The sequence below is a fragment of the Acidimicrobiales bacterium genome (assembly GCA_035630295.1).
In the GTDB taxonomy this organism is placed as follows: domain Bacteria; phylum Actinomycetota; class Acidimicrobiia; order Acidimicrobiales; family Iamiaceae; genus Iamia.
Window position 1 is genome coordinate 51,171 of sequence record DASQKY010000030.1, and the last position, 26,849, is coordinate 78,019.

Genomic DNA, 26,849 nt, shown 5'->3' on the forward strand with positions numbered 1-26,849 from the left:
TCCGGGTCGGGGTGGGCGGGGAAGGGACGGCGTGCTCACGTCGCCCCCGCGGGGTCGGGGGCGGCACCGGAGCGGGCCGCCGCGGTGCCGGTGCCGAGGTACGAGGCCACCACCTCGGGGTGGGCCAGCACCTCGGCGGGGGGACCGGAGGTGACGACCCGACCCTGGTCGAGGGCCAGGAGCCGGTCCGACACCGAGCGGATGAGACCCATGTCGTGCTCCACCACCACCAGGCTGGCCCCCAGGGTGGAACGGATGCGCAGCAGGAGCGGCCCCAGGGCCTCGGCCTCGCGCTGGGCGATGCCGGAGGAGGGCTCGTCCAGCAGCACCACCGAGGGCCGGTGGGCCAGGACGCAGGCCAGGTCCACGATGCGCCGGGACCCGGTGGACAGCTCGCCCACGAACTTGCTGCGAAAGGCGCCCAGGCCCAGCAGCTCGATCAGCTCGTCCACCTCGGCGGTGACCCGGGCCTCGCTGGCCACCAGGGCGGGCAGCCGGAGGGCGGCGTTGAGCGGGTCGCGCACCGCCACCCACCGCTCCCGGGCCACGGCCACCGCCTCCTCCACGGTCAGGGACGGGAACAACCGGGAGTCCTGGAAGCTGCGGCCCAGGCCGGCCCGGGCCCGCGCCGCGGCCGACCGGCCGGAGACGTCGACGCCATCGAGGGCCACCCGGCCCTCGGCCGCCGGGGTGATCCCGCTGATCAGGTCGAACAGCGTGGTCTTGCCGGCCCCGTTGGGGCCGATCACCCCCAGCACCTCGCCGGGGGCCACGGCCAGGGACACGTCGTCGACGGCCACCACCCCCCCGAAGCGCACGCCCAGGCCGTGGGCCTCCAGAGCCGGGGTGGCGGTGCCCCGGCCGCTCCCCTCGGGCCGGGCGGCCACCACCGGGGCGGTCCCGTCGGGGGCCCGGTCCTCCAGGTCCGGGCCGTCCGGGGCCGGGCCGTCGCCGTTCGCCCCGCCGTCGGCCGCGGCGAGGCCCCGGGTGGCGCCCTCCAGGAAGACCGAGCGCAGGACGTCGGGCCGGTCCAGCAGCTCGGCGGTGGGGCCCTCGAAGCGGACCTCGCCCTTCTCCAGGAAGTAGGCGCGATCGGCGATGGCCAGGGCCACGTTCACCGACTGCTCGACCACCAGGATGGTGGTGCCCTCGTCCCGCAGGGCCCGCACCACCTCCAGGAGCTGGTCGACCACCACCGGGGCCAGGCCCAGCGACAGCTCGTCGATGGCCAGGAGCTGGGGCCGGGTCAGGAAGGCCATGGACAGGGCCAGCATCTGCTGCTGCCCGCCCGACAGGTCGGCGGCCGGGTCGTCGCGCCGGTCCCGGAGCACCGGGAACATCTCGTGCACCCGGGCCAGCCGTTCCTGCACCTCGGCCCGCTGGTCGCGGGCCGACCACGCCGCCACCCGCAGGTTCTCGGCCACGGTGAGGCCCGGGAACGTGCCCCTGCCCCCCGGCACCTGGCCGATGCCCAGCACCGCGATCTCCTCGGGCGGGGCGTGGGTGATGTCCCGCCCGTCGAAGATGACCGCTCCCCGGCTGGCCGGCACCACCCCGGAGATGGCGTTGAGCAGGGTCGACTTGCCGGCCCCGTTGGTGCCCAGCAGGGCCACCACCTCCCCCTCGGTGACCTCCAGGTCGACGCCGAAGAGGATGCGCACGTCGCCGTAGCGGACGTCCAGGTCCCGGACCAGGAGCAGCTTCTGGTGCCCCGCCCGGCGCTCCCGCAGCAGCTCGGCCCGGGCTGCGGCCCCGGCCCACACCTGGTGGACGTCGCCGTCGATGACCCGGCCCACTCGGGCGATGAGCAGGCCCCCGACCAGGAAGGTGGGGCCCAGCACGGCCATGCCCCAGCGGAAGCCGTGGACCTCCCCGATCCAGCCGATGACCGGGAGCACCACCAGGCCGGGCAGGACGAACAGGGCCCCGATGGAGAACCCCACCGACCGGGCCCGGGGCGGGATGGCCAGTGACAGGCTGGACAGCACGCCGGGGCCCACGATGACCAGGCAGGCGGCCAGCAGGGCGTTGGCCACCACCGCCAGGGCCACCGTGGGCGCCCCGGCGAAGGCCAGGGCCAGGGCGGCGGACAGCCAGGCCGCCATCGAGATGAGGCGGAACACGTGGCGCGGCCCCCGGGCCAGCATCCGCACCCCGAGGCGGGCCCCGACCAGCAGCCCGGCCAGCTCGGCCCCGTACACCGGCACCGCCACCCAGGACCGCTCGATCTCGTCCAGCCCGAAGACCTGCTCGTAGTGGATCGACGACACGGCCAGCAGGCCGGCGATGGCCGCGGCCAGGAAGGGCAGGGCCACGAAGATGCGGCGCAGGCTCTCGATGGTCCACACCATGCGGTAGGCCTCGGCGAACGACGGCGGCGGCTCGTCGGTGCCCACCAGGTCGGCATCGGCCCCCATGGCCGCCCGCTCGAAGTGGCCCCGGCCGGGGTCTCGCAGGCGGAGCCCGACGACCACCAGGACCACGGTGGGCAGCGCGAACACGAAGAACGGCGTGCGCCACCCACCGACCTGGGCCAGCAGGGCGGCCCCGACGGTGCCGACGATGGCCCCCACCGCGTTGGCCGAGCGGTGGAGGGAGTAGATGCGGGGCCGGACCGACGGCTCGTAGGTGTCGGCCAGCAGGGAGTTGTGGGTCGGGAAGATGGCGGCGTTGCCGACGGCCGAGCTGCACCGCACCACGACCAGGAACCACGCCGCGAAGGCCACCCCGGTGCCCACCGAGAACAGGGCCCAGGCCCCGGCGCCCAGCAGGGCGATGCGGTAGCGGTCGCTGCGGTCGGCCCAGTTGGCGATGGGCACGGTGAGCAGCAGGGCCGCGGCGGTGGCGACCGCCACCAGGCCCAGGATGCCGGAGTTGTCCAACCCGAAGTGGTCCCGGATGTCGGGCAGCAGCACCGCGAAGGCGCTGCGGTCCAACTCGTCGGCGACGTTCAACCCGCACAGCACCACCAGGGGCAGCAGCGGCGCCCCGCCGGTGAGGCGGGCCCGCAGCCACCCGGCCGCGCCGGCCTCGGCGTCGGCGTCGGCTTCGTCGACCGTCACCACGTCCGCCTCGGTCACGGGGTCGACGCCTCCTCGGCCACCGGGGCCGGGACGTGCTCGGCCGCGGCCACCAGCGGGCCCACGTCGTCGGTGTCGGTGCGCACGTCGGCCACCAGGCTGGGCACCACCAACCCCCGCCGATCGGCCAGGCGGCGCAGCAGGGCGTCCCGGGCCCGGTACACCAGCTCTCCCAGGCCGCCGGGCAGCACCAGCAGCACCAGCAGCACGCCCAGGGCCGAGGGCAGCAGCTCCCAGTCACCGGAGAGCACCCAGCGCCCGCCGTTGAGGAACAGGGCGCCGATGACGGCCCCGGTCAACGAGCCCAGGCCCCCCACCACCGCGGCGGTGAAGACGTTGAAGCTGACGGCCGGGCCGAAGGGCTGCTCGGTGTAGCCCAGGGTGACCTGGGCCAGGAGGCACCCGGCCACCGCGGCCAGGAAGCCGGAGAGGGCGAAGGCCGAGAGCTTGGCCCGGACCACGTCGATGCCGTAGGAGCGGGCCGCGGCCTCGTTGTCCCGGAGGGCCAGCAGCACCCGGCCGGTGCGGCTGGCCCGCACCCCCCGCACCGCCACCAGGCCCAGCACGGCCACCGTGGCGCAGGTCCAGAACATGGCCCGCTGGCTGGACAGGTCGATCACCGCGAACAGGCGGGGCCGCACCAGCCTCTCCCGGGGCAGCCACGACACCTGGGACCGGTTCAGGAGGTACTGGCTGGAGGCCACCGCGAAGGCCAGGGTGGTGACGGCCAGGAACGGGCCCCGGAGGCGCAGGGCGGGCAGGCCGACCACCACCGCCACCACCGCACCGGCCGCACCGGCCAGGAGCAGGGCCAGCGACAGGTCGAGCCGCCACGGCCCGGTGGCCTGCACCCCGACCAGGGCCCCCACCGCGGCGAAGGACATCTGGCCCAACGACACCTGGCCCGCCCAGCCGGTGAGCACCACCACCGAGGCCGCCACCAGCACGAAGCAGGCCACGGTGGCCGCCTCCAACTGCTGGCTGGGCCGCAGGGCCAGGGGCAGGGCCACCACGGCGGCGCCCAGCAGGGTCAGGGCCCCGGCTCGGGCCCACCGCACCTCGGGCCGGCGCCGGAGCTCGGCCGGGATGGGCCGCACCTCCTCGGAGGCCTGCCACGACGTGGTCGTGTCGGTGGCCAGCCGGCTGGTGCCCAGCCGCCGCACCAGCATCACCACCACGATGACCCCGCCCAGCACCGGGGCCACCAGCTGGTCGGGGTGGCTGTGCAGCACGCCCTGCTCCAGGATGCCCACGGCCACCGCGGCGGCCCCCACCGCCACCATGTCGGTGAGGTTGCCCAGCACCAGGGCGGCCAGGGCGGCCAGCAGGGCCCCGAAGCTGAGGGTGGCGGCCACCGGCAGGCCCACCACCCCGGCCCGCAGCAGCACGCCCAGGAAGCTCAGGCCGGTGGCCAGGCACCAGACCACGGTCTGCAGGCGACGGACCGGGATGCCCAGCAGGGCGGCCCGGTCGCTGCGCTCCGAGGCGGCCCGGATGGCCACCCCCACGTCGGTGAAGCGCAGGAAGGCGGCCAGGGCCCCGACCACCAGCGGCACCAGGACCAGGGCCAGCAGGTGGTCGCCCTCCAGGCGGGGCGGGCCCTCGGAGAGCACCACGCGCCAGGGGACGTCGATGTCCTGCTGGACCAGGTCGCGGCCCCACAGGCGGGGCAGGACCAGGGAGACGAACGAGAGGAGCTGGGACAGGCCGATGGTGGCCACGGTCAGCACCAGGCGGGGGGCCCGCTGGAAGCGGCGGATGACGGCCATCTCCACCACCACCCCCAGGGCCAGGGCCACGGCCAGGCCGATGGGCACCGACACCAGCCAGGGCAGGGCGCTGAAGTTGACCAGGCCCACCACCAGCACGGTGGGAGCGGTCCCCAGCTCAGCCTGGGCGAAGTTGAGGACCCGGTTGGCCCGGTACACCAGGGCCATGCCCAGGGCCACCAGGGCCGACATCAGCCCCAGGACCAGCCCGAAGGCCCAGGCCGAGGCGGGCAGCGGGAAGAGCACCACCTGGAGCCACAGGACCCCGGCCACCGGGGCCGCGACGCGGGTCACGGCCGGGCGGCGGGCCGTCTCGCCGGCCACGGCCACGGCCAGCACCAGCAGCCAGGCCCCGCCGGAGAGCGGCTGGTCCAGGGCTCGGGGCAGGGTCAGGAGGGCGGCGGCCGCGACGGCCGTGAAGATCGTTGCATGCATACTGCAAGGTGTTGGCCGGGCACTGTAGGACATCACCGCCGGCTGTGCCGGACGGCACGCCGAGGGGGCCTGGACCGTCTACCTACCGGTCGGTAGGCTGGGCGCCGGTCCTCCGCGACCGGCCTCCCCCACCCCCCGACGGCGCCCCCCGGGCGCGATGGAGAGACCGCAGGTGAGCAGCGCACACGCCCTCGAGCGCGAGCCCGACGAACGGGTCAACTGGGTCGCCTCGATCCCCATGTTCGCCGTCCACGGGCTGTGCCTCCTGGCCCTCGTCACCGGGATCACCTGGCAGTCGCTCGTCCTGTGCGCCGTCCTCTACGCCGGGCGCATGTGGTTCATCACCGCCGGCTTCCACCGCTACTTCTCGCACCGCAGCTACAAGACCAGCCGGGCCTTCCAGTTCGTCCTGGCCTTCGGCGGTGGCAGCGCGGCCCAGAAGGGCGCCCTGTGGTGGGCCAGCCACCACCGCGACCACCACCGCTTCAGCGACACCGAGCGTGACGTGCACTCGCCCCTCAAGGGCTTCTGGTGGAGCCACATGGGGTGGATCCTGTGCGACCGCTACAAGGGCTGGGACCCGGACTCCATCAAGGACTTCGCCAAGTTCCCGGAGCTGCGCTTCCTCACCAAGCACGACTGGATCCCGCCTTGGACCGTGGCCGTGGCCTGCTACTTCATCGCCGGCTGGTCGGGCGTGGTGGTGGGGTTCGTGTGGTCCACGGTGCTGTTGTGGCACGGCACCTTCACCGTCAACTCCCTGGCCCACGTGATGGGCCGCCGCCGCTACGCCACCACCGACACCAGCCGCAACTCGGCCCTCATCGCCCTGTGGACCGGTGGCGAGGGCTGGCACAACAACCACCACCACCACCAGGCCGCGGCCCGCAACGGCTTCTTCTGGTGGGAGTACGACCCCACGTACTACGGCCTGAAGGCGCTGTCCTGGCTCCGCGTCGTGCGCGGCCTGCGGACCCCGCCGGCCCGGGCCCTCCAGAGCTCCCGGGTGCGCGACGGCTCGTTCGACATGGGCATGTTCAAGGCCCACTGGGGCAAGGCCACCGCCGCCCTGACCGCCCACGTGCGCCGGTCCGGGGCCGCCGCCCCCGAGGTCGAGGCCGAGCTGGCCCGGGCTCGCGAGCTGGCCACCGCGGCCACCGCCCCCGACCCGGTCGAGGAGGAGCTGGGGGCCGCGGCCACCCGGCGGGAGTCGATCGAGGAGAAGATGCACGCCAGCCGGGACGCCCTGGAGGACAGCGTGCGCTCGGCCCTGCGGTCGGCCGAGGAGCTGGCCCAGCTCTCCCGCCGCCAGCGGGCCGTCGCCCCGTCCGACTGAGGAGGCGCTGGCGCGCCTACTTCAGGCCGTCGTTCAACTTGTCGAGGGCTTCGTCCTCGGTGACGTCGAGGGCGAAGCTGAGCTCGGAGACGAGGATGCCCCGGGCCCGCTCCAGCATCGACTTCTCGGCCGTGGAGAGGCCCTTGCCCGCCTCCCGCAGGGCCAGGTTCCGGACCACCTCGGCCACCTGGTAGACGTCACCGGACTTCATCTTCTCCTGGTGGTTCTTGAACCGCCGGCTCCAGTTGGCCGGCTCCCGCACGTCGCGCTTGCCGATGAGGCGGAACAGGTCCTCCACGTCGGAGCGGCTGATGGGCGGGCGCATGCCCACCTCCTCGGCCTTGTCGACCGGGACCCGGAGGGTGAGCTCCCCGTGCACCATCTGGAGGACGAGGTACTCCTTCTTCTCGCCGAAGGCCTCGATCTTCTCCTTCTTCTTGACCACCGCGGCACCGTGGTGCGGGTAGACGACGCGGTCACCGACCTTGAAGGTCACGCTGGGGGGCTCCTGGGGATGGAGGGGCGAGAGCGGACGCCGACCGGGCCGGCATGCAGTCGACCATTGTGCCACCCCAGCGGCCCCGGACCTCACCCGACCCGGACCGGCCGGGGGGCGGTGGCGCCGGTTCGGGCCCCGACCGGTGCCCCGGTAGCGTGCCATCGATGACCGACGCCGCCCTCCTCCGGGCCGACAGTCTGCTCCGGGCCGGCGACGCGGCCGGCGCCCGGGCCGCCGTCGAAGCCCTGCTCGCCAGCGACCGGGCCCCCGCCGCGGCCCGGGCCCGGGCGCTGCTGCTGCGAGCCCGGGCCCAGCACCACCTGGGCGACATGGCCGCCACCCGGGCCGACGTCGACGCCGCGGTGGCCGCCGCCGAGGAGGCCGGCGACCCGGCGGCGCAGGCCTCGGCCCTGGCCTCGCGGGCCGAGCTCCACCTCCACGCCGACGACCCGGCCGCCGCGGTGGCCGACCTCGACCGGGCCGTGGCCCTCCTGCCCGAGCCGGGCTCGACCGGCGCCGCCCTGCTGCACGTCCGGGCCACGGCCCGGGCCCGGCTCGACGACCGGGCCGGGGCCCTGGCCGACCTCGACGCCGTGCTCACCCTCCTCGACCCGGCCGAGGGCACCGAACGGGCCCACGCCCACCAGAGCCGGGCCGGGCTGCGCCTCGTGTGCGGCGACCTGGCCGGGGCGGGCCGCGACCTCGACGCCGCCCAGGACCTCCACACGCTCCCCCACCCGGGGTGCGAGGGGGCCCGGTACCACCTCGGCGGCCGGCTGCGCCTGCTGCTGGGCGACCTCGACGGGGCGGCGGCCGACCTCGTCCACGCCCACCGTCGAGCCCAGGAGGCCGGCGACCGGGCCGGGCAGGCGGCCGTGGCCCGCACCACGGCCGAGGTCGGCCTGGCCCGCAACGACATGGTGACGGCCCGGCGCCAGGTCGACGCGGCGGTGGCCCTCCTCGACCACCTGGGTGACGGCGACGGGGCCGCCGACGCCCGCCGGACCCGAGCCCAGGTCCGCCTGCGCACCGGCGACCTGGCCGGCGCGGCCGCCGACCTGGACGCCGTGCTGGGCCGGGTGGCGGGCCGGGACGGCGCGCGCCGGGCTGCGGCCCTGCAGACCCGGGCCGAGGTGCACGTGCGGGGCGGCCACCTGCTGGAGGCGGCGGCCGACGTCGAGGCCGCGCTGGCCCACCACCGGGCCGCCGGCGACCGGGTCGAGGAGGTCCGGGACCTCCGCATCCGGGCCTCGCTGCGCGCCATCCGGGGCGACGAGGCCGGCGCGGCCGAGGATCGCCGCCGGGCCGACACCGCCGAGGCCGAGCTGCGGGCCCCCTTCGCCCCGGGCTAGGTCCAGCTAAGCCGCGGGCTCGGCGGTGGGCAGGTGGCGCCCGTCGGGCAGGGGTTCCCACCCCACCACCACCCGATCGCCCACGGCCACGGCCCACGGGTCCGTGGGCCCGTGGACCTGGAGCAGCATGCGCACCCCCTCGTCCAGGGCCACCAGGGCCACGGCGTAGGGGGCCCGGCCGGCCAGGCCCGGGTGGGCGGCCTGGGGCTGCACCGACACGGCGTGGACCTCGCCGGCGCCCGGCGAGGGACGCCACTCCAGATCCTCGCCCAGGCAACGGGGGCAGAAGCCCCGCGGGTACCAGTGGGGGGCCTCGCAGGCTCGGCACCAGGGCAGGACCAGGCGCCGGTCGCGGCTGGCGGCCCAGAACGGGGCGCCGGCCGGCGACTCGGGAGGCAGCGGCCGCTCCGGGCCCGGTTCGGCGCTCACAGGGTGGCCTCCGTGCCCAGCACCACGGTCGAGAGGGCCGACAGCACGCCCCCGCTGCCGTGGGCCAGGGCCACCTCGGCCCCGGGCACCTGGCGGTCGCCGGCCTCGCCCCGGAGCTGCCGCACCGCCTCGACCAACAGGAAGATGCCGTACTGGCCGGGGTGGGTGTAGGCCAGGCCGCCGCCGTTGGTGTTGGCCGGCAGGGCGCCGCCGGGCCGCAGCGGGCCGTCGGCCACGAACGGCCCGCCCTCGCCCTTGGGGCAGAAGCCCAGGTCCTCCAGGGCCAGGAGCACGGTGATGGTGAAGCTGTCGTACAGCTCGACCACGTCCACGTCCTCGGGCCCCAGGCCGGCCACCGCGAAGGCGTCCCGGCCCGAGGTCACGCCGCCGGTCTCGGTCAGGTCCGGCATCTGGCTGATCAGGGCGTGGGTGTGGCAGGTGCCGGCCCCCAGCACCGCCACCGGCGGGCGGCGCAGGTGGCGGGCCCGGGCCGTGCTGGTGAGGACCACGGCCCCGGCCCCGTCGGTGACCAGGCAGCAGTCCAGGGTGTGCAGGGGCGAGGCGGCCACCGGCGAGGCCAGCACGTCGTCCATGGTGACGGGCTGCTGCAGCCGGGCCCGGGGGTTGCCGGTGGCCCACTCCCGGGTCTGCACCGCGATCTGGGCCAGCTGCTCGGAGCTGGTGCCGTAGAGGTGCATGTGGCGGCTGGCGGCCAGGGCGTAGGCCCCCATGGGCATGCGCAGGCCGTGGGGCACCTCCCACTCGCCGCTGGGGGTGGCGCCTCCGGCCGCGGCCCGGCTGCGCCAGCCGCCCCGGCCCGCCTTGTGGTCGGAGCGGGGCGTGGCCGCGTAGGCCACCACCACCACCTCGCACAGGCCGAGGGCGATGGCCGCCGCCGCGTGCTGCACGTGGATCTCGAAGCTGGACCCCCCGGCCTGGGTGGAGTCGGTCCAGCGGGGGCTGATGCCCAGCCGCTCGGCCAGCTCCAGGCTGGCCGCCCACCCCACCGCGTTGTTGGTGCAGATGCCGTCCACGTCGGCCACGGCGAGGCCGGCGTCGTCCAGGGCCTCCCGGATCATCCGGGCCTCCAGCTGGGCCACGGTGCCGGGGAGCATGCCGGTCGGGTCGGCGGCGTCGGCCACCCCCACCACGGCGGCGGCGCCCCGAAGCGGGTGGGCGGGCACGCCCCGATCCTGCCACGGATGTCACTTGCAGGACGCGTGCAAGTTTCTCGGGGCGGGCGTACGCTCCGGCCCATGGTCGATGCCCAGGCCCCCACCACCCTGCCCCCGTTGGGGCCGGCCGACGTCGCCACCCCGGGAGGGGACGGCCCGCTGGAGTCGGGGCTGAACCCCTTCGCCCCCGGGTTCTACGCCGACCCCTACGTCCAGTACCGGCACCTGCGGGAGACCGACCCGGTGCACCACTCCGCCCTGGGCCTGTGGTTCCTGTCCCGGTGGGAGGACTGCCACCACATCCTGCGCCTGCCCGGCACCAGCGTGGACGAGTCCAACGCCACCCTCCAGCAGCGGGCCGTGGCGCTGGAGGCGGCCAACGTCGACATCGGGGCCCGCCGCAGCCGCTCCATCCTGGGCACCGACCCGCCCGACCACACCCGGATCCGGCGCCTGGTGTCCAAGGCCTTCACCCCCCGCACCGTGGCCCGGCGCGAGGCCCGCATCACCGACCAGGTCGATGCCCTGCTCGACGCGGCCGTGGCCCACGGCGGCCCGGTCGACCTCATCGCCGAGCTGGCCTTCCCCCTCCCCTTCCAGGTGATCCACGAGATGCTGGGCATGCCCGACAGCATCGAGACGAGCCGGTTGCGCACCCTGTCCCAGACCGTGACCCAGGTGCTGGACCCGGTGCTGGCCATGGCCCACACCGCCGAGATCGTGGCCGCCGCCGACGAGCTGGGGCGCGTGGTGGCCGACGCCGTGGCCTGGAAGCGCGACCATCGGGGCGACGACCTGCTCACCGCCCTCATCGAGGCCGAGGACGAGGGTCACCACCTGAGCGACGAGGAGCTGCAGGACAACGTCACCCTCCTGTACCTGGCCGGCCACGAGACCACCGTCAACCTGATCGGCAACGGCACCCTGGCCCTGCTCCGGCACCCCGACCAGGCCGCCCGCCTCCGGGCCGACCCGGCCCTGGACACCGGGGCCGTCGAGGAGCTGCTCCGCTACGACAGCCCGGTGCAGTTCTCCCGGCGCATCGCCCTGGAGCCGATCACCCTGGGGGACCACACCGTCGAGCCCGGCGAGATCGTGCTGACCGGCCTGGGGGCGGCCAACCGCGACCCGGCCAAGTTCGGGCCCACCGCCGAGGAGCTCGACCTGGCCCGGCCCGACGCCAGCCACCACATCTCCTTCGGCAGCGGCGTCCACCACTGCCTGGGGGCGGCGTTGGCCCGCCTGGAGGGCCGCCTGGCCATCCCCCGGCTGCTGCGCCGCTTCCCCGACCTGGCCCTGGCCACCGACGAGGTGGAGTGGAACGGCCGGATGGTCCTGCGGGGCCTGGCCGCCCTGCCCGTCACCCTGGGCTGAGGCGGGCCGGCGGGCCCGGCCCGCGGCCCGGGCCCCGCCGCTCAGACGTCGAGGAAGCGGCCCACGGCCAGGCCGGCCCCGAGGGCACCGATGATCACGCCGGCCACGCCGACCTTGACCGATGCCCACAGCACGGTGGCCATGGTGAAGTCGAAGGCGGTGAAGATCTGGAAGTAGTCGCCGTCGGACAGGGCGCCGAAGAGCACGGTGTTGGCCGCCATCATGAACAGCAGGGCCAGGAGGCCGCCGAGCACGGCCTGGACCAGCCCCTCCAGGATGAACGGCACCCGGATGAACCAGTTGGTGGCCCCCACCAGCTTCATCACCTCGATCTCCCGCCGGCGGGCGAACATGGCCGTGCGGAGGGTATTGTAGATCAGCAGGATGGCGATGAGGCCCAGCACCAGCGACGAGGCGAAGACGCCCCGGATGAGCTTCTCGCTCAGGTCCTGGATGGCCTTGATGGCCTCGGTGGCGCTCTCCACCTCCCGCACCCCGGGCTCGCCCTCGTAGACGTCCCGCAGCGAGTTCACCGACTGGACGTCCGGGTTGGTGGGCGTGATCCGGAACGAGGGGGGGACGTCCGCCTCCCGCAGGAGCTGCTGGGTGGTGGGCTGGTCCTCGAACAGCTCGCGGGCCTCCTCGAAGGCCTGCTGCTGGTTCACGTAGTGGAAGTCCTGGACCTCGGGGTTGTCGTCCAGGGAGGCGGCCAGCGCCTCGCGCTGGGCGGTGGAGATGTCCGGGTCGAGGAAGACGATGAGCTCGATGTCGCCCCGGAAGTTGCCGGCCAGCTTGTCGACCCCCTCCTGGACCAGGAGGAACACCCCGGCCAGGGTGAGCGACACGGCGACCGTGATGACGGAGGCCACCGTGAGCGTGGGGTTGCGCCCCAGGTTCTTCGTGGTCTCGCGGGTGACGTAGCTGACGTTGAGGGCCATGGGTGCCGGGTCCTACTCGTAGACGCCGCGCGCCTGGTCACGGATGATGGTGCCCCGGTCCAGCTCGATGACCCGCCGCCGCATGGTGTCGACGATGCTGCGGTCGTGGGTGGCCATCACCACCGTGGTACCGGTGCGGTTGATGCGGTCCAGGAGGCGCATGATGCCCACCGAGGTGGCGGGGTCGAGGTTGCCGGTGGGCTCGTCGGCCAGGAGGATCAGCGGCCGGTTGACGAAGGCCCGGGCGATGGACACCCGCTGCTGCTCGCCGCCGGAGAGCTCGTCGGGGTAGTTGCGCTGCTTCTTGGCCAGGCCGACCAGCTCCAGGATGGCCGGCACCTGGGTCTTGATGACGTGGCGGGGACGGCCGATGACCTCCAGGGCGAAGGCCACGTTCTCGTAGACGTTCTTGTTGCCCAGGAGCTTGTAGTCCTGGTACACGCTCCCGATGTTGCGGCGCAGGTACGGGATCTTCCAGGCGCTCAGCTCGCCGATGTCCTTGCCGGCCACGTAGATGCGCCCGGCCTGGGGCTGCTCCTCCCGGTTGAGGAGGCGCAGGAGCGTCGACTTGCCGGACCCCGAGGGGCCGACCAGGAACACGAACTCGCCCTTGCCGATCTCGAACGAGCCGTCCTTCAGCGCGACGACGTCGCCCTTGTAGACCTTGGTGACGTTCTCCAGCTTGATCATGCGGTGGAGGCAACCTCGAGGAGGGGGTGGCGGGCGGGAGGGCCCCCGCAGCGGCGGGAGCTCGCCCCTCGACCGACGGGAAACGTTACCAACGCGTCACGAGCCCGGACGCGCATGGTCGCGTGACCCTTGCCCCACCGCGCCCGGTTCAGGCCAGCTCCTCGGCCCGGCGCCAGCGCAGGTAGGCCTCCATGAACGGCTCCACGTCGCCGTCCAGCACGGCGTCGACCTGGCCGGTCTCGTGCTCGGTGCGGAGGTCCTTGACCATCTGGTACGGCTGCAGCACGTAGGAGCGGATCTGGCTCCCGAAGCCCACGGAGCGCTGCTCTCCCCGGATGGCGGAGAGCTCCTCCTCCCGCTCCTGGCGGGCCACCTCGGCCAGCTTGGCCCGCAGCACCTGCATGGCCCGGTCCTTGTTCTGGTGCTGGCTGCGCTCGTTCTGGCAGCTGACCACGATGCCGGTGGACAGGTGGGTGATGCGGACCGCCGAGTCGGTGACGTTGACGTGCTGGCCCCCGGCCCCCGACGAGCGGTACACGTCGATGCGGAGGTCCTTGTCGTCGATCTCCACGTCGGGCACGTCGTCCAGGAAGGGCGTGACCTTCAGGGCCGCGAAGGCGGTCTGGCGCTTGCCCTGGGCGTTGAACGGGCTCATGCGGACCAGCCGGTGCACGCCGTGCTCGGCCTTTAGCAGGCCGTAGGCGTGGCGCCCCTTGACCAGGAACAGGGCCGAGGAGATGCCCGCCTCGGAGCCCTCGGACACGTCGTCCAGCTCGGTGTCGAGGCCCCGCCGCTCGGCCCACCGCAGGTACATGCGCAGCAGCATGTTGGCCCAGTCCTGGGCATCGGCGCCGCCCTCGCCGGACTGGAGCTCGCAGATGGCGTCGGCCTCGTCGTGCTCGCCGGTGAACAGGCTGCGCAGCTCCAGGGCGGCCACGTCCGAGCGCACCGCCTCGACGGCCTCGGCGATCTCCGGCTCCAGCGACTCGTCGCCCTCCTCCCGGGCCATCTCGGCCAGGGTCTCGGCGTCGGAGATGCGGCCCTCCAGGCCCTCGTAGAGCTCGATGTCCTCGATGGCCGAGGACAGCTCGCCGGTGACGGCCCGGGCCCGGTCCGGCTCGTCCCACAGGTCGGGCCGGCTGGCCTCGGTCTCCAGCTGGGGCCGGCGGTCGCGGAGGTCGTCGATGCGCAGGTACCGCCGGGCCTCGGCCAGCGAGGTGCGGAGGCGGCTGAGGTCGTCCGAGAAGTCGCGCATGGCCCGCCGACGTTACCGCCCACCCCGGCGACACCCGGCGAGGCGGCCGGGGCCGACGGTCAGGCGGAGCCGTGGCAGAGCTTGAACTTCTTGCCCGACCCGCAGGGGCACGGGGCGTTGCGCGGGGTCTTGTCCCACTCGGACTTGACCGTCGGGGCCCGGGTGACCGGCTCGTCCACCTCGGGCGGCGCCTCCAGGCCGTTGGCCTGGGCCTGGGCCCGGGCCGCGACCTTGAGGCCGGCGCCGCCGGCGGTCGAGGGGTCCTCGGGGCCGGAGGTGGTCAGGGCCGGGGGCGGGCCGTCGGCCTGCTTGTCCTCCACCACCACCTGGGTGTGCATCACGTACTTCACGTGGTCGCGGGCGATGTTGCGCATCATCAGGCCGAACATGTCGAAGCCCTCGCGCTGCCACTCGACCAGGGGGTCCTTCTGGCCCAGGGCTCGCAGGCCGATGCCCTCCTCCAGGTAGTCCATCTCGTGGAGGTGCTCGCGCCAGTGCTGGTCGATGAGGCGGAGCATCACCTGGCGCTCGATCTGGCGGGCCGTCTCCTCGCCCAGCTCCTCCTCCCGCTTCTCGTAGTGGCCGGTGGCCTCGCCCATGAGCAGGTCGTAGACCTCGTCGGAGCTGATGCAGCGCCGCAGGTCCTCTGTGGTGATCTCGGTGGGCCAGTAGGTGGCGATCTCGGTGCGCAGGGTGTCGACGTCCCACTCCTCGCCGAAGTCCCCGGAGCAGTGGGTGTCGAGCAGCTCGTCCACGGCCTCGGCCAGGTTCTGCAGCGTCTCCTCCCGCAGGTCGGCCGAGGCGAGGATCTGGTCGCGGCGGGCGTAGATGACCTTCCGCTGCTCGTTCATCACCTCGTCGTACTTGAGGACGTTCTTGCGGATCTCGGCGTTGCGCTGCTCGACGGTGTTCTGGGCCCGCTCGATGGCCTTGGTGACCATCTTGGCCTCGATGGGCACGTCGTCGGGCAGGGCCTTGGACATGACCCAGTTCATGGCGCCGGTGGCGAACAGGCGCATCAGGTCGTCCTCCAGCGACAGGTAGAAGCGGCTCTCCCCGGGGTCGCCCTGGCGGCCCGAGCGGCCCCGGAGCTGGTTGTCGATGCGTCGGGAGTCGTGGCGCTCGGTGCCCAGCACGTAGAGGCCGCCGAGCTCCCGGACCTTGTCGCCCTCGGCCTTGCACTCGGCCTTGTGGCGGCTCAGGAGCGCCTCGTAGCGAGCGGTGCCCTCGTCGCCGTCGGTGTGGTCGAGCCCCTCGGAGGCCACCTCCTTCTGGGCCAGGCCCTCGGGGTAGCCGCCCAGCAGGATGTCGACCCCCCGGCCGGCCATGTTGGTGGCCACGGTGATGGAGTGCAGCCGGCCGGCCTGGGTCACGATCTCGGCCTCGCGGAAGTGCTGCTTGGCGTTCAGCACCTCGTGGGGGACGCCCCGCTTCTCCAGCAGGCGCGACAGCTTCTCGGACTTCTCCACCGAGATGGTGCCCACCAGCACGGGCTGGCCGGTCTCGTACCGGTCGACCAGGTCCTCGACCACGGCCTCGAACTTGCCGTCCTCGCCCTTGTAGATCAGGTCGGCCTCGTCCTTGCGGGCCAGGTCCCGGTGGGTGGGGATGGGGACGACCTGCAGGTCGTAGGTGCCGGCCAGCTCGGCCGCCTCGGTCACCGCGGTGCCGGTCATGCCCGAGAGCTTCTCGTAGAGGCGGAAGTAGTTCTGGAGGGTGATGGTGGCCAGGGTCTGGTTCTCCTCCTTGATCTTCACCCCCTCCTTGGCCTCGACGGCCTGGTGCAGGCCCTCGGACCACCGGCGCCCCTCGAGGATGCGGCCGGTGAACTCGTCGACGATCTTCACCTCGCCGTGCTGGAGGAGGTAGTCCTTGTCCCGCTTGTAGAGCTCCTTGGCCTTGAGGGCGGCCTGGAACTGGTGGACCAGGTTCTGGGCCACGGCGTCGTAGAGGTTCTCGATGCCCAGGGCGGCCTCGACCTTCTCGACGCCCTCCTCGGTGGGGGCGACGATGCGCTTCTCCTCGTCGACGTCGTAGTCCTCGTCGCGGGTCAGGCCCCGCACGATGCTGGCGAAGCGGTAGTAGAGCTTGGCCGCGTCGGCCAGGCGCCCGGAGATGATCAGCGGGGTGCGGGCCTCGTCGATGAGGATCGAGTCGACCTCGTCCACGATGGCGTAGACGTGGCCCCGCTGGGTCTTGGCCTCCTGGGACAGGGCCATGTTGTCCCGGAGGTAGTCGAAGCCGAACTCGTTGTTGGTGCCGTAGGTGATGTCGCAGGCGTACTGGGCCCGCTTGTGGGCCGGGTCGTAGTTGCCGGGGATGATGAGCCCCACCGAGAGGCCCAGCCACTGGTGGAGGCGCCCCATCCACTCCGAGTCCCGGGTGGCCAGGTAGTCGTTGACGGTGATGACGTGCAGGCCCTTGCCGGTGAGGCCGTTCAGGTAGACCGGCAGGGTGGAGACCAGGGTCTTGCCCTCGCCGGTCTTCATCTCGGCCACCCAGCCGAAGTGGAGGGCGGCGCCGCCCATCATCTGCACGTCGTAGTGCCGCTGTCCCAGGACCCGGGACCCGGCCTCGCGGGTGACGGCGAACGCCTCGACCAGCAGGTCGTCGATGTCGGCCCCGTTGTCGAGGCGCTGGCGGAACTCGGCCGTCTTGGCCCGCAGCTCGTCGTCGGAGAGCTTCTGCAGCTCGGGTTCGAGAGCGTTGATGTCGGGGACGAGGCCGGCCAGAGCCCGGATCTTCCGTCCTTCGCCGGCACGCAGGATCTTGTCGAGGACACCCATAGGAGGGTTCACCCTACCGGCCCACCGGGCCCCGGCCCCCGGCAGGCCCCGGGGCCCCGCCGCCGCCCGCCTCAGGGACCGTCGCGGTGCTGGCCCAGGTCCACGATCTGCTCCCGCACGGCGTACAGGGCGGCCTCGGTGCGGGAGTGGAGCTGGAGCTTCTCCAGGATGTTGCGCACGTGGTTCTTCACCGTGTTCTCGGAGATGAACAGCAGCTCGGCGATGTCCCGGTTGCTGTGGCCCCGGGCCAGGAAGCCCAGGACCTCGACCTCGCGGGCGGTCAGGCGGGGGCCGCCGCCCGCCACCGGGCGGGGCCCGTCGACCCGGTTGGCCAGGGCGGTGAACTCGGTCAGCAGCTTGGTGGCCATCGACGGCGTGACCAGGCTCTGGCCCGCGGCCACGGCCCGCACCGCGCTGGCCACCTCCTCGATCGACACCTCCTTGAGCAGGTAGCCGACGGCACCGGCCTTGACCGCCTCGTAGAGGTCGTCCTCGGTGTCGCTCACCGTGAGCATCACCACCTTGGCCGAGGGGACCTCGGCGGCCAGGGCCCGGGCCGCCTCGATGCCGCCCACGCCGGGCATGCGCACGTCCAGCAGGACCACGTCCGGCGAGGTCTCGAGGGCCATGGCCACCGCCTCGCGACCCTCGCTGGCCTCGCCCACCACGGCGATGTCGGGCTCCGGCTCGAGGACCAGCGAGAGGCCCCGGCGGAACACGGCGTGGTCGTCGCACACCAGCACCCGGATGGGATCGGTCTTCCCGTCACCGGGGCGGGCCATGGCCGTCATGCGTCGTGATCCCCCCCTCTCGGGGCCGGTCGAGCCGTCGTCCCCGCGACGCGGCCGGTCAGCCCGCCTCGTCGATGAGCCCGATGTCGCCGTCCTCGCGGCGGTACACCACCGCGGCCCGCCCCGTGTCGAGGTTGGTGAAGAAGAAGAAGCCGTGGCCCAGCAGGTCCATGCGCTGGGCCGCCTCGTCGGCGGTCATCCCCATGGTGGCGAAGCGCTTGACCTTGACGATGGTGGGCAGGCGGTCGCCCGCGGGGGCCGGCGGGGGCTCGGCCACCGGGGCCGCGGCTGCGGCGGCCACCACGTCGTCGGGGACCAGGCCCTCGGGCGCCGGGGCGGCCCGGCCGTTGCGGGCCCCGCCCTTGCGCTGGCGCTGCAGCTTGGTCTTGAGCTTCTGGAGCTGGTGCTCCAGCTTGGCCACCGCCTTGTCGACGGCCACGTAGCCGTCGGTGGCGGCCACCTTGGCCCGCACGTGGTGGCCGTGGCCCTCGAGGGTCACCTCGCACAGCTCGGGCTCGGCGATGCGGGGGTTGCGGTGGGTCGTGAAGTGCACCTCCGCCCGGTCCATCCCCTCGACGTAGCGGGACAGGCGCCCGATCTTCTCCTCGGCCTGCAGCCGGAGCCGCTCCGGGACCTCGGTGTGCCGTGCGCTGACGGTGACCTCCACGCCGGACCTCCTCCTGTCGCGTGGGGTGATGGTAGACGGCGGCGAGGGGCGTCCGTTCAGGCCCCGACCCGGGGCGACGGCGTCCGGGCCAGCGCGGCCGGCACCACCACCGCGCCGGCCCCGCCCAGGGCCGAGGCCGCGGCCCGCAGGGTGGCCCCGGTGGTGACCACGTCGTCGACCACCAGGACCCGGGTGCCGGGGGCCGGCGGCCGCACCGCGGTGAACGTCGGCCCGGCCGCACGCCGCTGGTGGGCGGGTTGGCCGGTCTGGGCCCCGCCGGCCTCCCGCCGCAGGAGGGCCCGGGCCGGGACGCCCAGGTGCCGGGCCACGGCCCGGGCCACCAACTCGGCGTGGTCGAAGCCCCGCCGCCGACGGCGGGCCGCGGTGGTCGGTGGCCAGGTGACCACGTCCACCCCCGCCCCGACCTCGGCCACCCGGGCGGCCAGGCCGGCGGCCAGCCAGGGCACCGCGGCCCGGCGGTTGCGGTACTTGACCCGGGCCACCAGGGCCCGGGCCGGCCCGTCGTAGCGCAGCAGGGCCACCAACCCGTCCAGGCCGGGCGGATCGGGCTCGGGCACCGGGGGCCGCAGGCCGGCGTGGCAGGCCGGGCACGGCGACGCGCCGGGGCGATCGCACACGGCGCAGCGGGCGGCGAGCAGCACCCCGCCATCCTCCCCACCCCCCACGACAGCGGGCCGGCTCAGGACGGGGCCACGGGCTCCATGGGGAGGGAGAGGCCGGAGGGGTCCTGGCCGGTCACGATGCGCTCGGCGCGGTCGGTGACCATGGACCTCCACTCGGGGTGGGTGAGGACGTAGAAGCGGTCGGTCCGCACCGCGTCGAGCACCAGGTCGGCCACGTGGTCGGGGTCGATGCCCCCGGCGATCAGGCCGGCCACCAGGTCGCGGAACCCGGCCGTCGCGGCCTGGTCGGCCGGGGCGCGGTCAGCGGCCCCGGGACGGTTGCGATCGGCCTCGTGGATGCGGGTGGTCACCCACCCCGGGCACAGCACCGACACCCCCACCCCGGAGCCGGCCAGCGCCAGCTCGCCGTGCAGGGTCTCGGACAGGGCCACCACCGCGTGCTTGGTCACGTTGTAGATGCCCATGAACGGCGGGGTGACCAGGCCGGCCATCGACGCCGTGTTGACGATGTGGCCCTCGCCCTGGGCCAGGAGGGTGGGGGTGAAGGCCCGCACGCCGTGGACGACCCCCCACAGGTTCACCCCCAGCACCCACTCCCAGTCCTCGGTGGTGTGCTCCCACATCGGGCCCCCGATCGACACCCCGGCGTTGTTGCACAGCAGGTGGACGGCGCCGAAGCGGTCCAGGGCGGTGTCGCGCAGGGCGTCCACCGCGGCCCCGTCGCTCACGTCGGTGGGGACGGCCAGCACCTCGGCCCCGCTCCCGGCGAGCTCGGCCGCCACCGCCTCCAGCGCCGCCTCCTCCACGTCGGCCAGCACCACCGACGCGCCCCCGGCGGCGCAGCGGCGGGCCAGCGCCCGCCCGATCCCCGACGCCGCGCCGGTGACGACCGCGACCTTGCCCTCGATGGTGTCCATGGCCGGCGACGCTACCGGGGTGGCCCGGCGACGTTCAGGGGCGGCGGCGGGGCGAGGAGGTCAGCTTGGGGTCGGTGACCACCTTGTCGCCCAGCACCTCGTCGATGCGGGCCACCAGGTCGACGTCGAGGGCGACGCCGGCCGCGGCCACCGTTCCCTCCAGCTGCTCGGGCCGGGAGGCACCGACGATGGCCGAGGCCACGTTGGGGTTGCGCAGCACCCAGGCCACCGCCATCTGGGGCATGGACAGGCCGGCCTCCTCGGCCAGGGGGCGCAGCTCCTGCACCCGGCGGAGCAGCTCGTCGTCGGCCAGGAAGCGGGAGATGAACTCGGCGCCGCTCTTGTCGTCGGTGGCCCGGCTGCCCTCGGGGGGCGGCTCCCCCGGGAGGTACTTCCCGGTCAGCACCCCCTGGGCCATGGGTGACCACACGATCTGGGCCAGGCCCTCGGCCTGGCAGGCCGGCACCACGTCGCGCTCGATGACCCGCCACAGCATCGAGTACTGGGGCTGGTTGGAGACGAACGGGATGCGCAGCTCCCGGGCCAGGGCCGCGCCCCGGCGGATCTGGTCCGCGGTCCACTCCGACACCCCGATGGCGTGGGCCTGGCCGGCGTGGACCACATCGGCGAAGGCCGACATGGTCTCCTCCAGCGGCGTCTCGTGGTCGTAGCGATGGGCCTGGTACAGGTCGACGTGGTCGGTCTGGAGCCGACGCAGCGAGGCCTCGATCGACTCCCGGACGTGCTTGCGGGACAGGCCCCGGTCGTTGGGCCCGAGGCCGGTCGGGAAGTACACCTTGGTGGCGATCTCCAGGCCCTCGCGGCGCTGGCCGGCCAGGGCCCGGCCCAGCACCTCCTCGGCCCGGGTGCCGGCGTAGACATCGGCGGTGTCGAAGGTGGTGACGCCCAGGTCGAGGGCGGCGTGCACGCAGGCCACCGCGGCCTCGTCCTCCACCTGGGACCCGTGGGTTATCCAGTTGCCGTAGCTGACGGCCGAGACCTTCAGGCCGCTGCGGCCCAGGCTGCGATGCTCCATGGGCCGTGACCCTACGGGCCGCGGCGGGCGGTGCGCGCCGGCCCTACTGCCCGAACGGGGGCGGGGGCGGCGGGGGTGGCGGGTAGTCGCCGGGCGGAGGGGGCGGCGGCGGGAAGCCTCCACCGGGAGGGGGCGGGAAGCCGCCGGGCGGGGGGGCGCCGTACCCCCCGGGCGGCGGGTAGCCACCGGGGGGCGGGTAGTCCCCGGGAGGCGGGGCCCCGTAGCCGGGGGGCGGGCCGCCGAAGCCCCCGGGGGGACCGAAGGTACCGGGACCGCCCTGCTCGGCGGCGATCACCTTGTTGCGGAACACCGCGAACCAGAGGATCGGCATCGGGAGGCCGAGGACGCAGCAGCACAGGCCCAGGACGCCCCCGGCGATGCCCAGGCCGATCCAGAGGCCCTTGGCCCCGGCCTGCTGGAACGCCCAGTCCGGCCGCTTCCCGGCGTCGACGGCCACGAAGATGCCGGCGCCCAGGAGGGCCAGGGAGAAGACGAGGCTGATGACCGTGGAGGCGGCGTTGCCGCCGTAGAACAGGAAGTCGCCGGTGGCCAGGACGGTGGCGGTGGTCACGGCGGCACCCTAGCCACGCCGGCCCGGCGCCTCCCCGGATGGTCCGGGCCGGTGGAGGGGTCCGCTCCCCTCCCGGCCGGGACCGGGTGTCGGTCAGTACCGGTAGTGGTCGGGCTTGTAGGGGCCGGAGACGGGGACGCCGATGTAGTCGGCCTGCTCGGGGGTCAGCTCGGTGAGCCGGACCCCGAGGGCGTCGAGGTGGAGGCGGGCCACCTTCTCGTCCAGCACCTTGGGCAGGGTGTAGACGCCGACCGGGTACTCGTCGGTCTTGGTGAACAGCTCGATCTGGGCGATGGTCTGGTTGGTGAAGCTGTTGGACATCACGAAGCTGGGGTGGCCGGTGGCGCAGCCCAGGTTCATGAGCCGGCCCTCGGCCAGGACGATCACCGAGTGCCCGTCGGGGAACTGGAACTCGTTGACCTGGGGCTTGATCTCCACGTTGCGCACGTCGCTCATGCGGGCCAGGCCGGCCATGTCGATCTCGTTGTCGAAGTGGCCGATGTTGCCCACGATGGCGTTGTGCTTCATCTTCGCCATGTGCTCGGCGGTGATGATGCCCTTGTTGCCGGTGGTGGTGATGAAGATGTCGGCGGTGTCGAGCACCGCCTCGAGGGTGGTGACCTCGAAGCCCTCCATCACCGCCTGCAGCGCGCAGATCGGGTCGATCTCGGTGACGACCACGCGCGCACCCTGCCCCCGGAGGGACTGGGCCGAGCCCTTGCCGACCTCGCCGTAGCCGCACACCACCGCGACCTTGCCGCCGAGCATGACGTCGACGCCGCGGTTGATGCCGTCGACGAGGCTGTGGCGGCAGCCGTAGAGGTTGTCGAACTTGGACTTGGTGACCGAGTCGTTGACGTTGATGGCCGGGAACAGGAGCTCGCCCGCCTCGAACATCTGGTAGAGCCGGTGCACACCGGTGGTGGTCTCCTCGGTGACGCCCTTGATGCCACTGGCGAGGGTGGTCCAGCGGTTGGGGTCCTCGGCCAAGGAGCGCTTGAGGGTGTCGATGATGACGCCCCACTCCTCGGGGTCGTCGTCGGTGGCGTCGGGCACGGCGCCGGCCTTCTCGAACTCGACGCCCTTGTGGACCAGGAGCGTGGCGTCACCGCCGTCGTCGAGGATCATGTTGGGGCCGCCACCGTCGGGCCAGCGCAGCACCTGCTCGGTGCACCACCAGTACTCCTCCAGGGTCTCGCCCTTCCAGGCGAACACGGGGACGCCCTTCGGGCTGTCGACGGTGCCCTCCGGACCCACCGCCACCGCGGCGGCGGCCTGGTCCTGCGTGGAGAAGATGTTGCAGCTGACCCAGCGCACCTCGGCACCGAGCGCGGTGAGCGTCTCGATGAGGACGGCGGTCTGGATGGTCATGTGCAGGGAGCCGGTGATGCGGGCACCGGCGAGGGGCTGGGCGTCGGAGAACTCGGCCCGCAGCGCCATGAGGCCGGGCATCTCGACCTCGGCCAGCTCGATCTCCTTGCGGCCCCACGGGGCGAGGGAGAGGTCGGCGACCTTGAAGTCGTGGTCAGGGTGGTTCGTCATGAGCTTCTTTCGAGAGGGCGCGCCGAGGCTCGACGCACTGGGATCTGCAGATGTCGACGGGCTGGCTGCAGCTGGCAGCACCCTGATCAGCCCGGCCGACGAGGTTAGCGGACGTCAGCGGGCCAATGCCGCCTTCAGGTCGGTGAGGACCGGGATCGGGCCGGGGTCGACCCCCGCGTCGGCGGCCAGGTGGAGGCTCACGAAGTCGCCCTGGATCACGAGGTCGAACAGCTGGGCCAAGGCCCCCTCGCCGACCGCCTCGATGTCGACGATGCCGTGCACGACCTCGTCGAGGACGTCGAAGGTGAGGTCGAAGCGCCGGCTGACCTGCGGGTGCTCGAAGGCGTGCCGGAACCGGACCACGGTCATCACCTGGCGGGTGACGTCGCCGTGCTGCCCCCACCCGCAGATCTCGTTGTGGACCATCTCGGGCAGCGTGGCCGAGAAGGCGGGAGCCTTGGCGTTCTCGTTGACCTGGCACTTGAACCGGTAGGCGGCCACGCCACCGAGGGCATCTCCGCCGTAGGCGATCGGGATGGTGCCACCGATCTCCCGGGCCAGGCGCTGGGCCGGACCACCGTCGACGATCAGCGCGTCGCGCCGGCGTTGGAGCTGTTGGGCGGCGTCGGCGACATAGGCGGCGGCCCCCGGGAACAGCCCGACCCGTTCGAGGACGAGCAGCGGCGGCACGCTGACCGAGCCGATGCCGGCACGCGGCATGGGGCACTCGGGCAGCTCGATGTGCGGCGCGTCCCACGACCGGGCGAAGTCGGCCAGTGCTCCGCCGGCCGAGAGCACCACCATGCGGGCACCGGCCGCCGCGGCGGCTTGGGCGGCCTCGACGGTCTCCTCGGTGTCCCCCGAGTAGGACACCGCGAAGCAGAGCGTGCCCTCGCTCACCGACGACGGCGGCTCGTGGCCCTTCACGACCGTCACCGGCACGGCCATGAAGGGCGCCGCCACCGCGGTCAGGACGTCGCCGGCGATCCCGCTGCCGCCCATGCCGAGCAGGACCACGTCGCTGACGTCGTCGTGCTCCGGCAGTCCGCCGACGTCGGCGACCAGGTCGGTCGCGGCCGCGACCTGCTCAGGGAGGGCGGCGACCAGGTCGAACATGCCGACGGTGTCGAGGAGCCCGGGGACGGTCATCGCCTACGCCTCGAAGGTGGGCTGGATGCCCTGGGCCTCGGCCTTGGCCAGCAGACGCTCGTGCTCGGCGTCGTCGACCGCCTCGGCCTCGTCGATCAGCATGATCGGGATGTCATCGGTGATGGCGTAGCGGCGGTGGAGGCGGGCGTTGTAGAGGGTGTCCTCGTCCTGGAAGTAGAGCAGGGGGCCCTTGTCGTCGGGGCAGGCCAGGATCTCGAGGAGCTGGGGGTCGAGGGCCATGAGTGGTCTCTCCTTGTCGATCAGGTCGGTCAGGGGGCGGCGATCAGGGCACGGACCTCGTCGACCTTGGCCGCGCAGGTCTGGGCGTCGGGGGCCTCGAGGTTGAGGCGCAGCAGTGGCTCGGTGTTGGACGCGCGCAGGTTGAACCACCAGTCACCGAGGTCGACGGTGAGCCCGTCGAGGCGGTCCTGCTCGTTGTCCGAGTAGGCCTCGGCCACCCGTTCGATGACCTTCGCCGCGTCGGCGACCTTGGTGTTGATCTCACCGGACGCTGCGTAGCGGTCGAAGGGTCGGCGCAGCTCCGACAGCGGTGCGCCCGACTTGCCGAGCTCCTGCAGGACCATCAGCGCAGCGATCGAGCCCGAGTCGGCCCGCCAGTTGTCGCGGAAGTAGTAGTGCGCGGAGTGCTCACCGCCGAACGCGGCGCCCGTCTCCGCCATCACCGCCTTGATGAAGCTGTGGCCGACCTTGGTGCGCACCGGTGTGCCGCCGCGCTCGCGCACGACCTCCGGGACGGCCTTCGAGCAGATGCAGTTGTGCAGGATCGTGGCGCCCGGGTCGGCGTCGAGCACGGCAGCGGCGACGATGGCGGTCGTGGTCGACCCGGAGAGCGGGGCGCCGGTCTCGTCGACGAGGAAGACGCGGTCCGCGTCGCCGTCGAAGGCCAGGCCGACGTCGGCACCGGACTCGACCACGCGGGCCTGGAGGTCGCGGAGGTTCTCGAGCTGGATGGGGTCGGCGGGGTGGTTGGGGAAGCTGCCGTCGAGCTCCCCGTAGAGGACCTCGAGCTCGACCGGGAGGCCCTCGAACACGGCGGGAACCACGAGGCCCCCCATCCCGTTGGCGGTGTCGGCCACCACCCGCAGCGGACGCAGGGCGCTCACGTCGATGAACGAGCGGACGTGCTGGGCGAAGGGTTCGAGCAGGTCCAGGCGCTCCTGGCCGCCCGGCCGGCCGTCGTGGGGGGGAGCACCGGCCAGAGCGAGGGCCTTGATCTCCCCCAGCCCGGAGTCCTCGCCGATCGGCTTCGCGCCGGCCAGGCAGAGCTTCAAGCCGTTGTACTGGGCGGGGTTGTGCGACGCGGTGAACATCGCGGCCGGGGCGTCGAGCGTCCCTGCCGCGAAGTAGACGAGGTCGGTCGAGGCGAGGCCGAGGTCGACCACGTCGAGTCCCTGGCCCCGGACCCCGGCCGAGAACGCCGCCGCCAGCTCCACCCCCGACGCTCGCATGTCCCGCCCGATCAGCACCCTCGTGGCGCCCCCGTCCTGGGCTCGAGCGAACACGGCGAAGGCGGCGCCGATGGCGCCGGCGACGTCGGCGTCGAGCTGATCAGGGGTGATGCCCCGGATGTCGTACGCCTTGAAGATCTGGTCGAGGTCGGGCATCGGGCGCCGATCCTACGGGGCGGCACCGGCCGGCGAGCCAGCCCAGTCGGCGGGCAGCTCGTAGGCACCGACCGCCGACCAGTGCCGGATGCGCCAGAGGTCCCGGAGCAGGCGCAACGTGTCGCGCGCCAGGCGAACGCTCGAGCGCTCCCCCATCCGCAGCCGGACCGGCACCTCGACGACCGTGCACTCGTAGCGCTCGAGCAGGTGGAGCATCTCGATGTCGAACGCGAACCGGTCGATCCGACCCAGCGCGAACACGAGCTGGGCGACGTCGGCGCGCAGAGCCTTGAGCCCGCACTGGGTGTCGTGGGGATGGCTCAGCAGGACGGCGGACGCGAGCAGGCTCACCCCCCGGCTCCCCAGGTCGCGCAGGAGGCCGGCCCCCTCGACCCGGTGGGTGCGCGGATGTCGGCGGTTGCCCACCGCGACGTCCCAGCCGGACTCGACCGCCGCGATCACGGTGGCGAGCTGGTCGGGCGAATAGGCGAGGTCGGCGTCGGTGAAGGCGATCGTGCGGCCCCGCGCCACCGTCACCCCCGCGCGCACCGCAGCCCCCTTGCCCCGGTTGAGCGGCAGGACGACGACCTGGTCGGCTCCTGCCGCGCGCGCCGCGTCGGCGGTGCCGTCGGTCGATCCGTCGTCGACCACGACGATCTCGAGCCCACCGTCGGCCTGGACGTCGGCCAGCGCGGCGCGGACGGCGGGAACCGTCGACCCCAGCGCCGTCGCCTCGTCGAGGGCGGGGATGACGACGGTCGCCCGCAGGGCTCCCGGCGGATCGGGACG

The 26,849-nt window shown here is 73.6% G+C and carries 23 protein-coding genes; 3 read left to right on the forward strand and 20 right to left on the reverse strand.

Annotated features, from left to right (window positions below; genetic code table 11):
* Positions 1 to 35 precede the first annotated feature (35 nt).
* The gene (locus VEW93_08085; GenBank protein HYI61748.1) at positions 36 to 3,080 is read right to left on the reverse strand and encodes an MFS transporter; all 3,045 of its coding nucleotides are present in this window, start codon (positions 3,078 to 3,080) and stop codon (positions 36 to 38) included.
* Positions 3,077 to 5,284, reverse strand: a complete 2,208-nt coding sequence (locus VEW93_08090; protein HYI61749.1) for an ABC transporter permease — start codon at positions 5,282 to 5,284, stop codon at positions 3,077 to 3,079. Before VEW93_08090 ends, VEW93_08085 begins: the two co-directional genes overlap by 4 nt.
* Positions 5,285 to 5,456: 172 nt before the next feature.
* Here VEW93_08090 and VEW93_08095 point away from each other — a divergent pair, with 172 nt between their 5' ends.
* The gene (locus VEW93_08095; protein ID HYI61750.1) at positions 5,457 to 6,620 is read left to right on the forward strand and encodes an acyl-CoA desaturase; all 1,164 of its coding nucleotides are present in this window, start codon (positions 5,457 to 5,459) and stop codon (positions 6,618 to 6,620) included.
* Between the two features lie 16 nt (positions 6,621 to 6,636).
* Here the strand turns inward: VEW93_08095 and VEW93_08100 are convergent, their stop codons facing one another.
* Complete coding sequence (locus tag VEW93_08100) at positions 6,637 to 7,116, reverse strand: CarD family transcriptional regulator (GenBank protein HYI61751.1); 480 nt, start codon at positions 7,114 to 7,116, stop codon at positions 6,637 to 6,639.
* Between the two features lie 167 nt (positions 7,117 to 7,283).
* Here VEW93_08100 and VEW93_08105 point away from each other — a divergent pair, with 167 nt between their 5' ends.
* Entirely contained in the window at positions 7,284 to 8,471 is a 1,188-nt protein-coding gene (locus VEW93_08105; GenBank protein HYI61752.1) for a hypothetical protein, read from the forward strand.
* 6 nt (positions 8,472 to 8,477) lie between these two features.
* Here the strand turns inward: VEW93_08105 and VEW93_08110 are convergent, their stop codons facing one another.
* Together VEW93_08110 and VEW93_08115 are read right to left on the reverse strand one after the other, a co-directional pair.
* On the reverse strand, positions 8,478 to 8,900 hold the full coding sequence (locus tag VEW93_08110; protein ID HYI61753.1) for an OB-fold domain-containing protein: 423 nt from the start codon (positions 8,898 to 8,900) through the stop codon (positions 8,478 to 8,480).
* Positions 8,897 to 10,084 (reverse strand): acetyl-CoA acetyltransferase, encoded by a 1,188-nt coding sequence (locus VEW93_08115; protein HYI61754.1) that lies wholly within the window; start codon positions 10,082 to 10,084, stop codon positions 8,897 to 8,899. The genes VEW93_08110 and VEW93_08115 overlap by 4 nt, the downstream gene beginning before the upstream one ends.
* Positions 10,085 to 10,156: 72 nt before the next feature.
* On the opposite strand from VEW93_08115, the gene VEW93_08120 reads away from it, so the two are divergent.
* Positions 10,157 to 11,449 carry a cytochrome P450 gene (locus VEW93_08120; GenBank protein ID HYI61755.1) on the forward strand — a complete coding sequence of 431 codons (1,293 nt, stop codon included), beginning with the start codon at positions 10,157 to 10,159 and terminating at the stop codon, positions 11,447 to 11,449.
* Positions 11,450 to 11,490: 41 nt separating this feature from the next.
* On the opposite strand, the gene VEW93_08125 is transcribed toward VEW93_08120, so the two are convergent.
* From VEW93_08125 to VEW93_08195, 15 genes are all read right to left on the reverse strand, one after another.
* Entirely contained in the window at positions 11,491 to 12,387 is an 897-nt protein-coding gene (locus VEW93_08125; GenBank protein ID HYI61756.1) for a permease-like cell division protein FtsX, read from the reverse strand.
* A 12-nt stretch (positions 12,388 to 12,399) separates the two neighbouring features.
* The gene (gene ftsE / locus VEW93_08130; protein ID HYI61757.1) at positions 12,400 to 13,077 is read right to left on the reverse strand and encodes a cell division ATP-binding protein FtsE; all 678 of its coding nucleotides are present in this window, start codon (positions 13,075 to 13,077) and stop codon (positions 12,400 to 12,402) included.
* Between the two features lie 148 nt (positions 13,078 to 13,225).
* Positions 13,226 to 14,332: a peptide chain release factor 2 gene (gene prfB, locus VEW93_08135; protein HYI61758.1), complete on the reverse strand. Its 1,107-nt coding sequence runs from the start codon at positions 14,330 to 14,332 to the stop codon at positions 13,226 to 13,228.
* Positions 14,333 to 14,391: 59 nt separating this feature from the next.
* Positions 14,392 to 17,118 carry a preprotein translocase subunit SecA gene (secA, locus tag VEW93_08140; GenBank protein HYI61759.1) on the reverse strand — a complete coding sequence of 909 codons (2,727 nt, stop codon included), beginning with the start codon at positions 17,116 to 17,118 and terminating at the stop codon, positions 14,392 to 14,394.
* Between the two features lie 71 nt (positions 17,119 to 17,189).
* Entirely contained in the window at positions 17,190 to 17,909 is a 720-nt protein-coding gene (locus tag VEW93_08145) for a response regulator transcription factor (GenBank protein HYI61760.1), read from the reverse strand.
* A gap of 58 nt (positions 17,910 to 17,967) precedes the next feature.
* A complete protein-coding gene (raiA, locus tag VEW93_08150; protein ID HYI61761.1) occupies positions 17,968 to 18,576 on the reverse strand; it encodes a ribosome-associated translation inhibitor RaiA in 609 nt (202 codons plus the stop codon).
* 56 nt (positions 18,577 to 18,632) lie between these two features.
* Positions 18,633 to 19,238: a phosphoribosyltransferase family protein gene (locus tag VEW93_08155; protein HYI61762.1), complete on the reverse strand. Its 606-nt coding sequence runs from the start codon at positions 19,236 to 19,238 to the stop codon at positions 18,633 to 18,635.
* A 38-nt stretch (positions 19,239 to 19,276) separates the two neighbouring features.
* Positions 19,277 to 20,137, reverse strand: a complete 861-nt coding sequence (locus VEW93_08160; protein ID HYI61763.1) for an SDR family NAD(P)-dependent oxidoreductase — start codon at positions 20,135 to 20,137, stop codon at positions 19,277 to 19,279.
* A gap of 34 nt (positions 20,138 to 20,171) precedes the next feature.
* On the reverse strand, positions 20,172 to 21,173 hold the full coding sequence (locus tag VEW93_08165; protein ID HYI61764.1) for an aldo/keto reductase family protein: 1,002 nt from the start codon (positions 21,171 to 21,173) through the stop codon (positions 20,172 to 20,174).
* A gap of 43 nt (positions 21,174 to 21,216) precedes the next feature.
* Positions 21,217 to 21,744, reverse strand: a complete 528-nt coding sequence (locus VEW93_08170; protein HYI61765.1) for a hypothetical protein — start codon at positions 21,742 to 21,744, stop codon at positions 21,217 to 21,219.
* Positions 21,745 to 21,837: 93 nt separating this feature from the next.
* Positions 21,838 to 23,286 (reverse strand): adenosylhomocysteinase, encoded by a 1,449-nt coding sequence (gene ahcY / locus VEW93_08175; GenBank protein HYI61766.1) that lies wholly within the window; start codon positions 23,284 to 23,286, stop codon positions 21,838 to 21,840.
* Between the two features lie 114 nt (positions 23,287 to 23,400).
* Positions 23,401 to 24,435 (reverse strand): bifunctional phosphoglucose/phosphomannose isomerase, encoded by a 1,035-nt coding sequence (locus VEW93_08180; GenBank protein ID HYI61767.1) that lies wholly within the window; start codon positions 24,433 to 24,435, stop codon positions 23,401 to 23,403.
* Positions 24,436 to 24,438: 3 nt separating this feature from the next.
* Positions 24,439 to 24,675, reverse strand: coding sequence for a Trm112 family protein (locus VEW93_08185; GenBank protein HYI61768.1), 237 nt, complete (start codon positions 24,673 to 24,675; stop codon positions 24,439 to 24,441).
* A 29-nt stretch (positions 24,676 to 24,704) separates the two neighbouring features.
* Complete coding sequence (locus VEW93_08190) at positions 24,705 to 26,060, reverse strand: phosphomannomutase/phosphoglucomutase (protein HYI61769.1); 1,356 nt, start codon at positions 26,058 to 26,060, stop codon at positions 24,705 to 24,707.
* A 12-nt stretch (positions 26,061 to 26,072) separates the two neighbouring features.
* Positions 26,073 to 26,849, reverse strand: a 777-nt coding sequence (locus VEW93_08195; GenBank protein ID HYI61770.1) for a glycosyltransferase, incomplete at its 5' end; no start/stop codon positions are given.

Bases quoted from the DNA above. Each gene is read 5' to 3' on its own strand.
- VEW93_08125 (HYI61756.1), bottom strand. From the start codon at position 12,387: ATGGCCCTCAACGTCAGCTACGTCACCCGCGAGACCACGAAGAACCTG.
- VEW93_08160 (HYI61763.1), bottom strand. From the start codon at position 20,137: ATGGACACCATCGAGGGCAAGGTCGCGGTCGTCACCGGCGCGGCGTCG.
- VEW93_08165 (HYI61764.1), bottom strand. From the start codon at position 21,173: ATGGAGCATCGCAGCCTGGGCCGCAGCGGCCTGAAGGTCTCGGCCGTC.
- ftsE (HYI61757.1), bottom strand. From the start codon at position 13,077: ATGATCAAGCTGGAGAACGTCACCAAGGTCTACAAGGGCGACGTCGTC.
- secA (HYI61759.1), bottom strand. From the start codon at position 17,118: ATGGGTGTCCTCGACAAGATCCTGCGTGCCGGCGAAGGACGGAAGATC.
- VEW93_08090 (HYI61749.1), bottom strand. From the start codon at position 5,284: ATGCATGCAACGATCTTCACGGCCGTCGCGGCCGCCGCCCTCCTGACC.
- prfB (HYI61758.1), bottom strand. From the start codon at position 14,332: ATGCGCGACTTCTCGGACGACCTCAGCCGCCTCCGCACCTCGCTGGCC.
- ahcY (HYI61766.1), bottom strand. From the start codon at position 23,286: ATGACGAACCACCCTGACCACGACTTCAAGGTCGCCGACCTCTCCCTC.
- VEW93_08105 (HYI61752.1), top strand. From the start codon at position 7,284: ATGACCGACGCCGCCCTCCTCCGGGCCGACAGTCTGCTCCGGGCCGGC.
- VEW93_08180 (HYI61767.1), bottom strand. From the start codon at position 24,435: ATGACCGTCCCCGGGCTCCTCGACACCGTCGGCATGTTCGACCTGGTC.
- VEW93_08145 (HYI61760.1), bottom strand. From the start codon at position 17,909: ATGACGGCCATGGCCCGCCCCGGTGACGGGAAGACCGATCCCATCCGG.
- VEW93_08120 (HYI61755.1), top strand. From the start codon at position 10,157: ATGGTCGATGCCCAGGCCCCCACCACCCTGCCCCCGTTGGGGCCGGCC.
- VEW93_08190 (HYI61769.1), bottom strand. From the start codon at position 26,060: ATGCCCGACCTCGACCAGATCTTCAAGGCGTACGACATCCGGGGCATC.
- VEW93_08185 (HYI61768.1), bottom strand. From the start codon at position 24,675: ATGGCCCTCGACCCCCAGCTCCTCGAGATCCTGGCCTGCCCCGACGAC.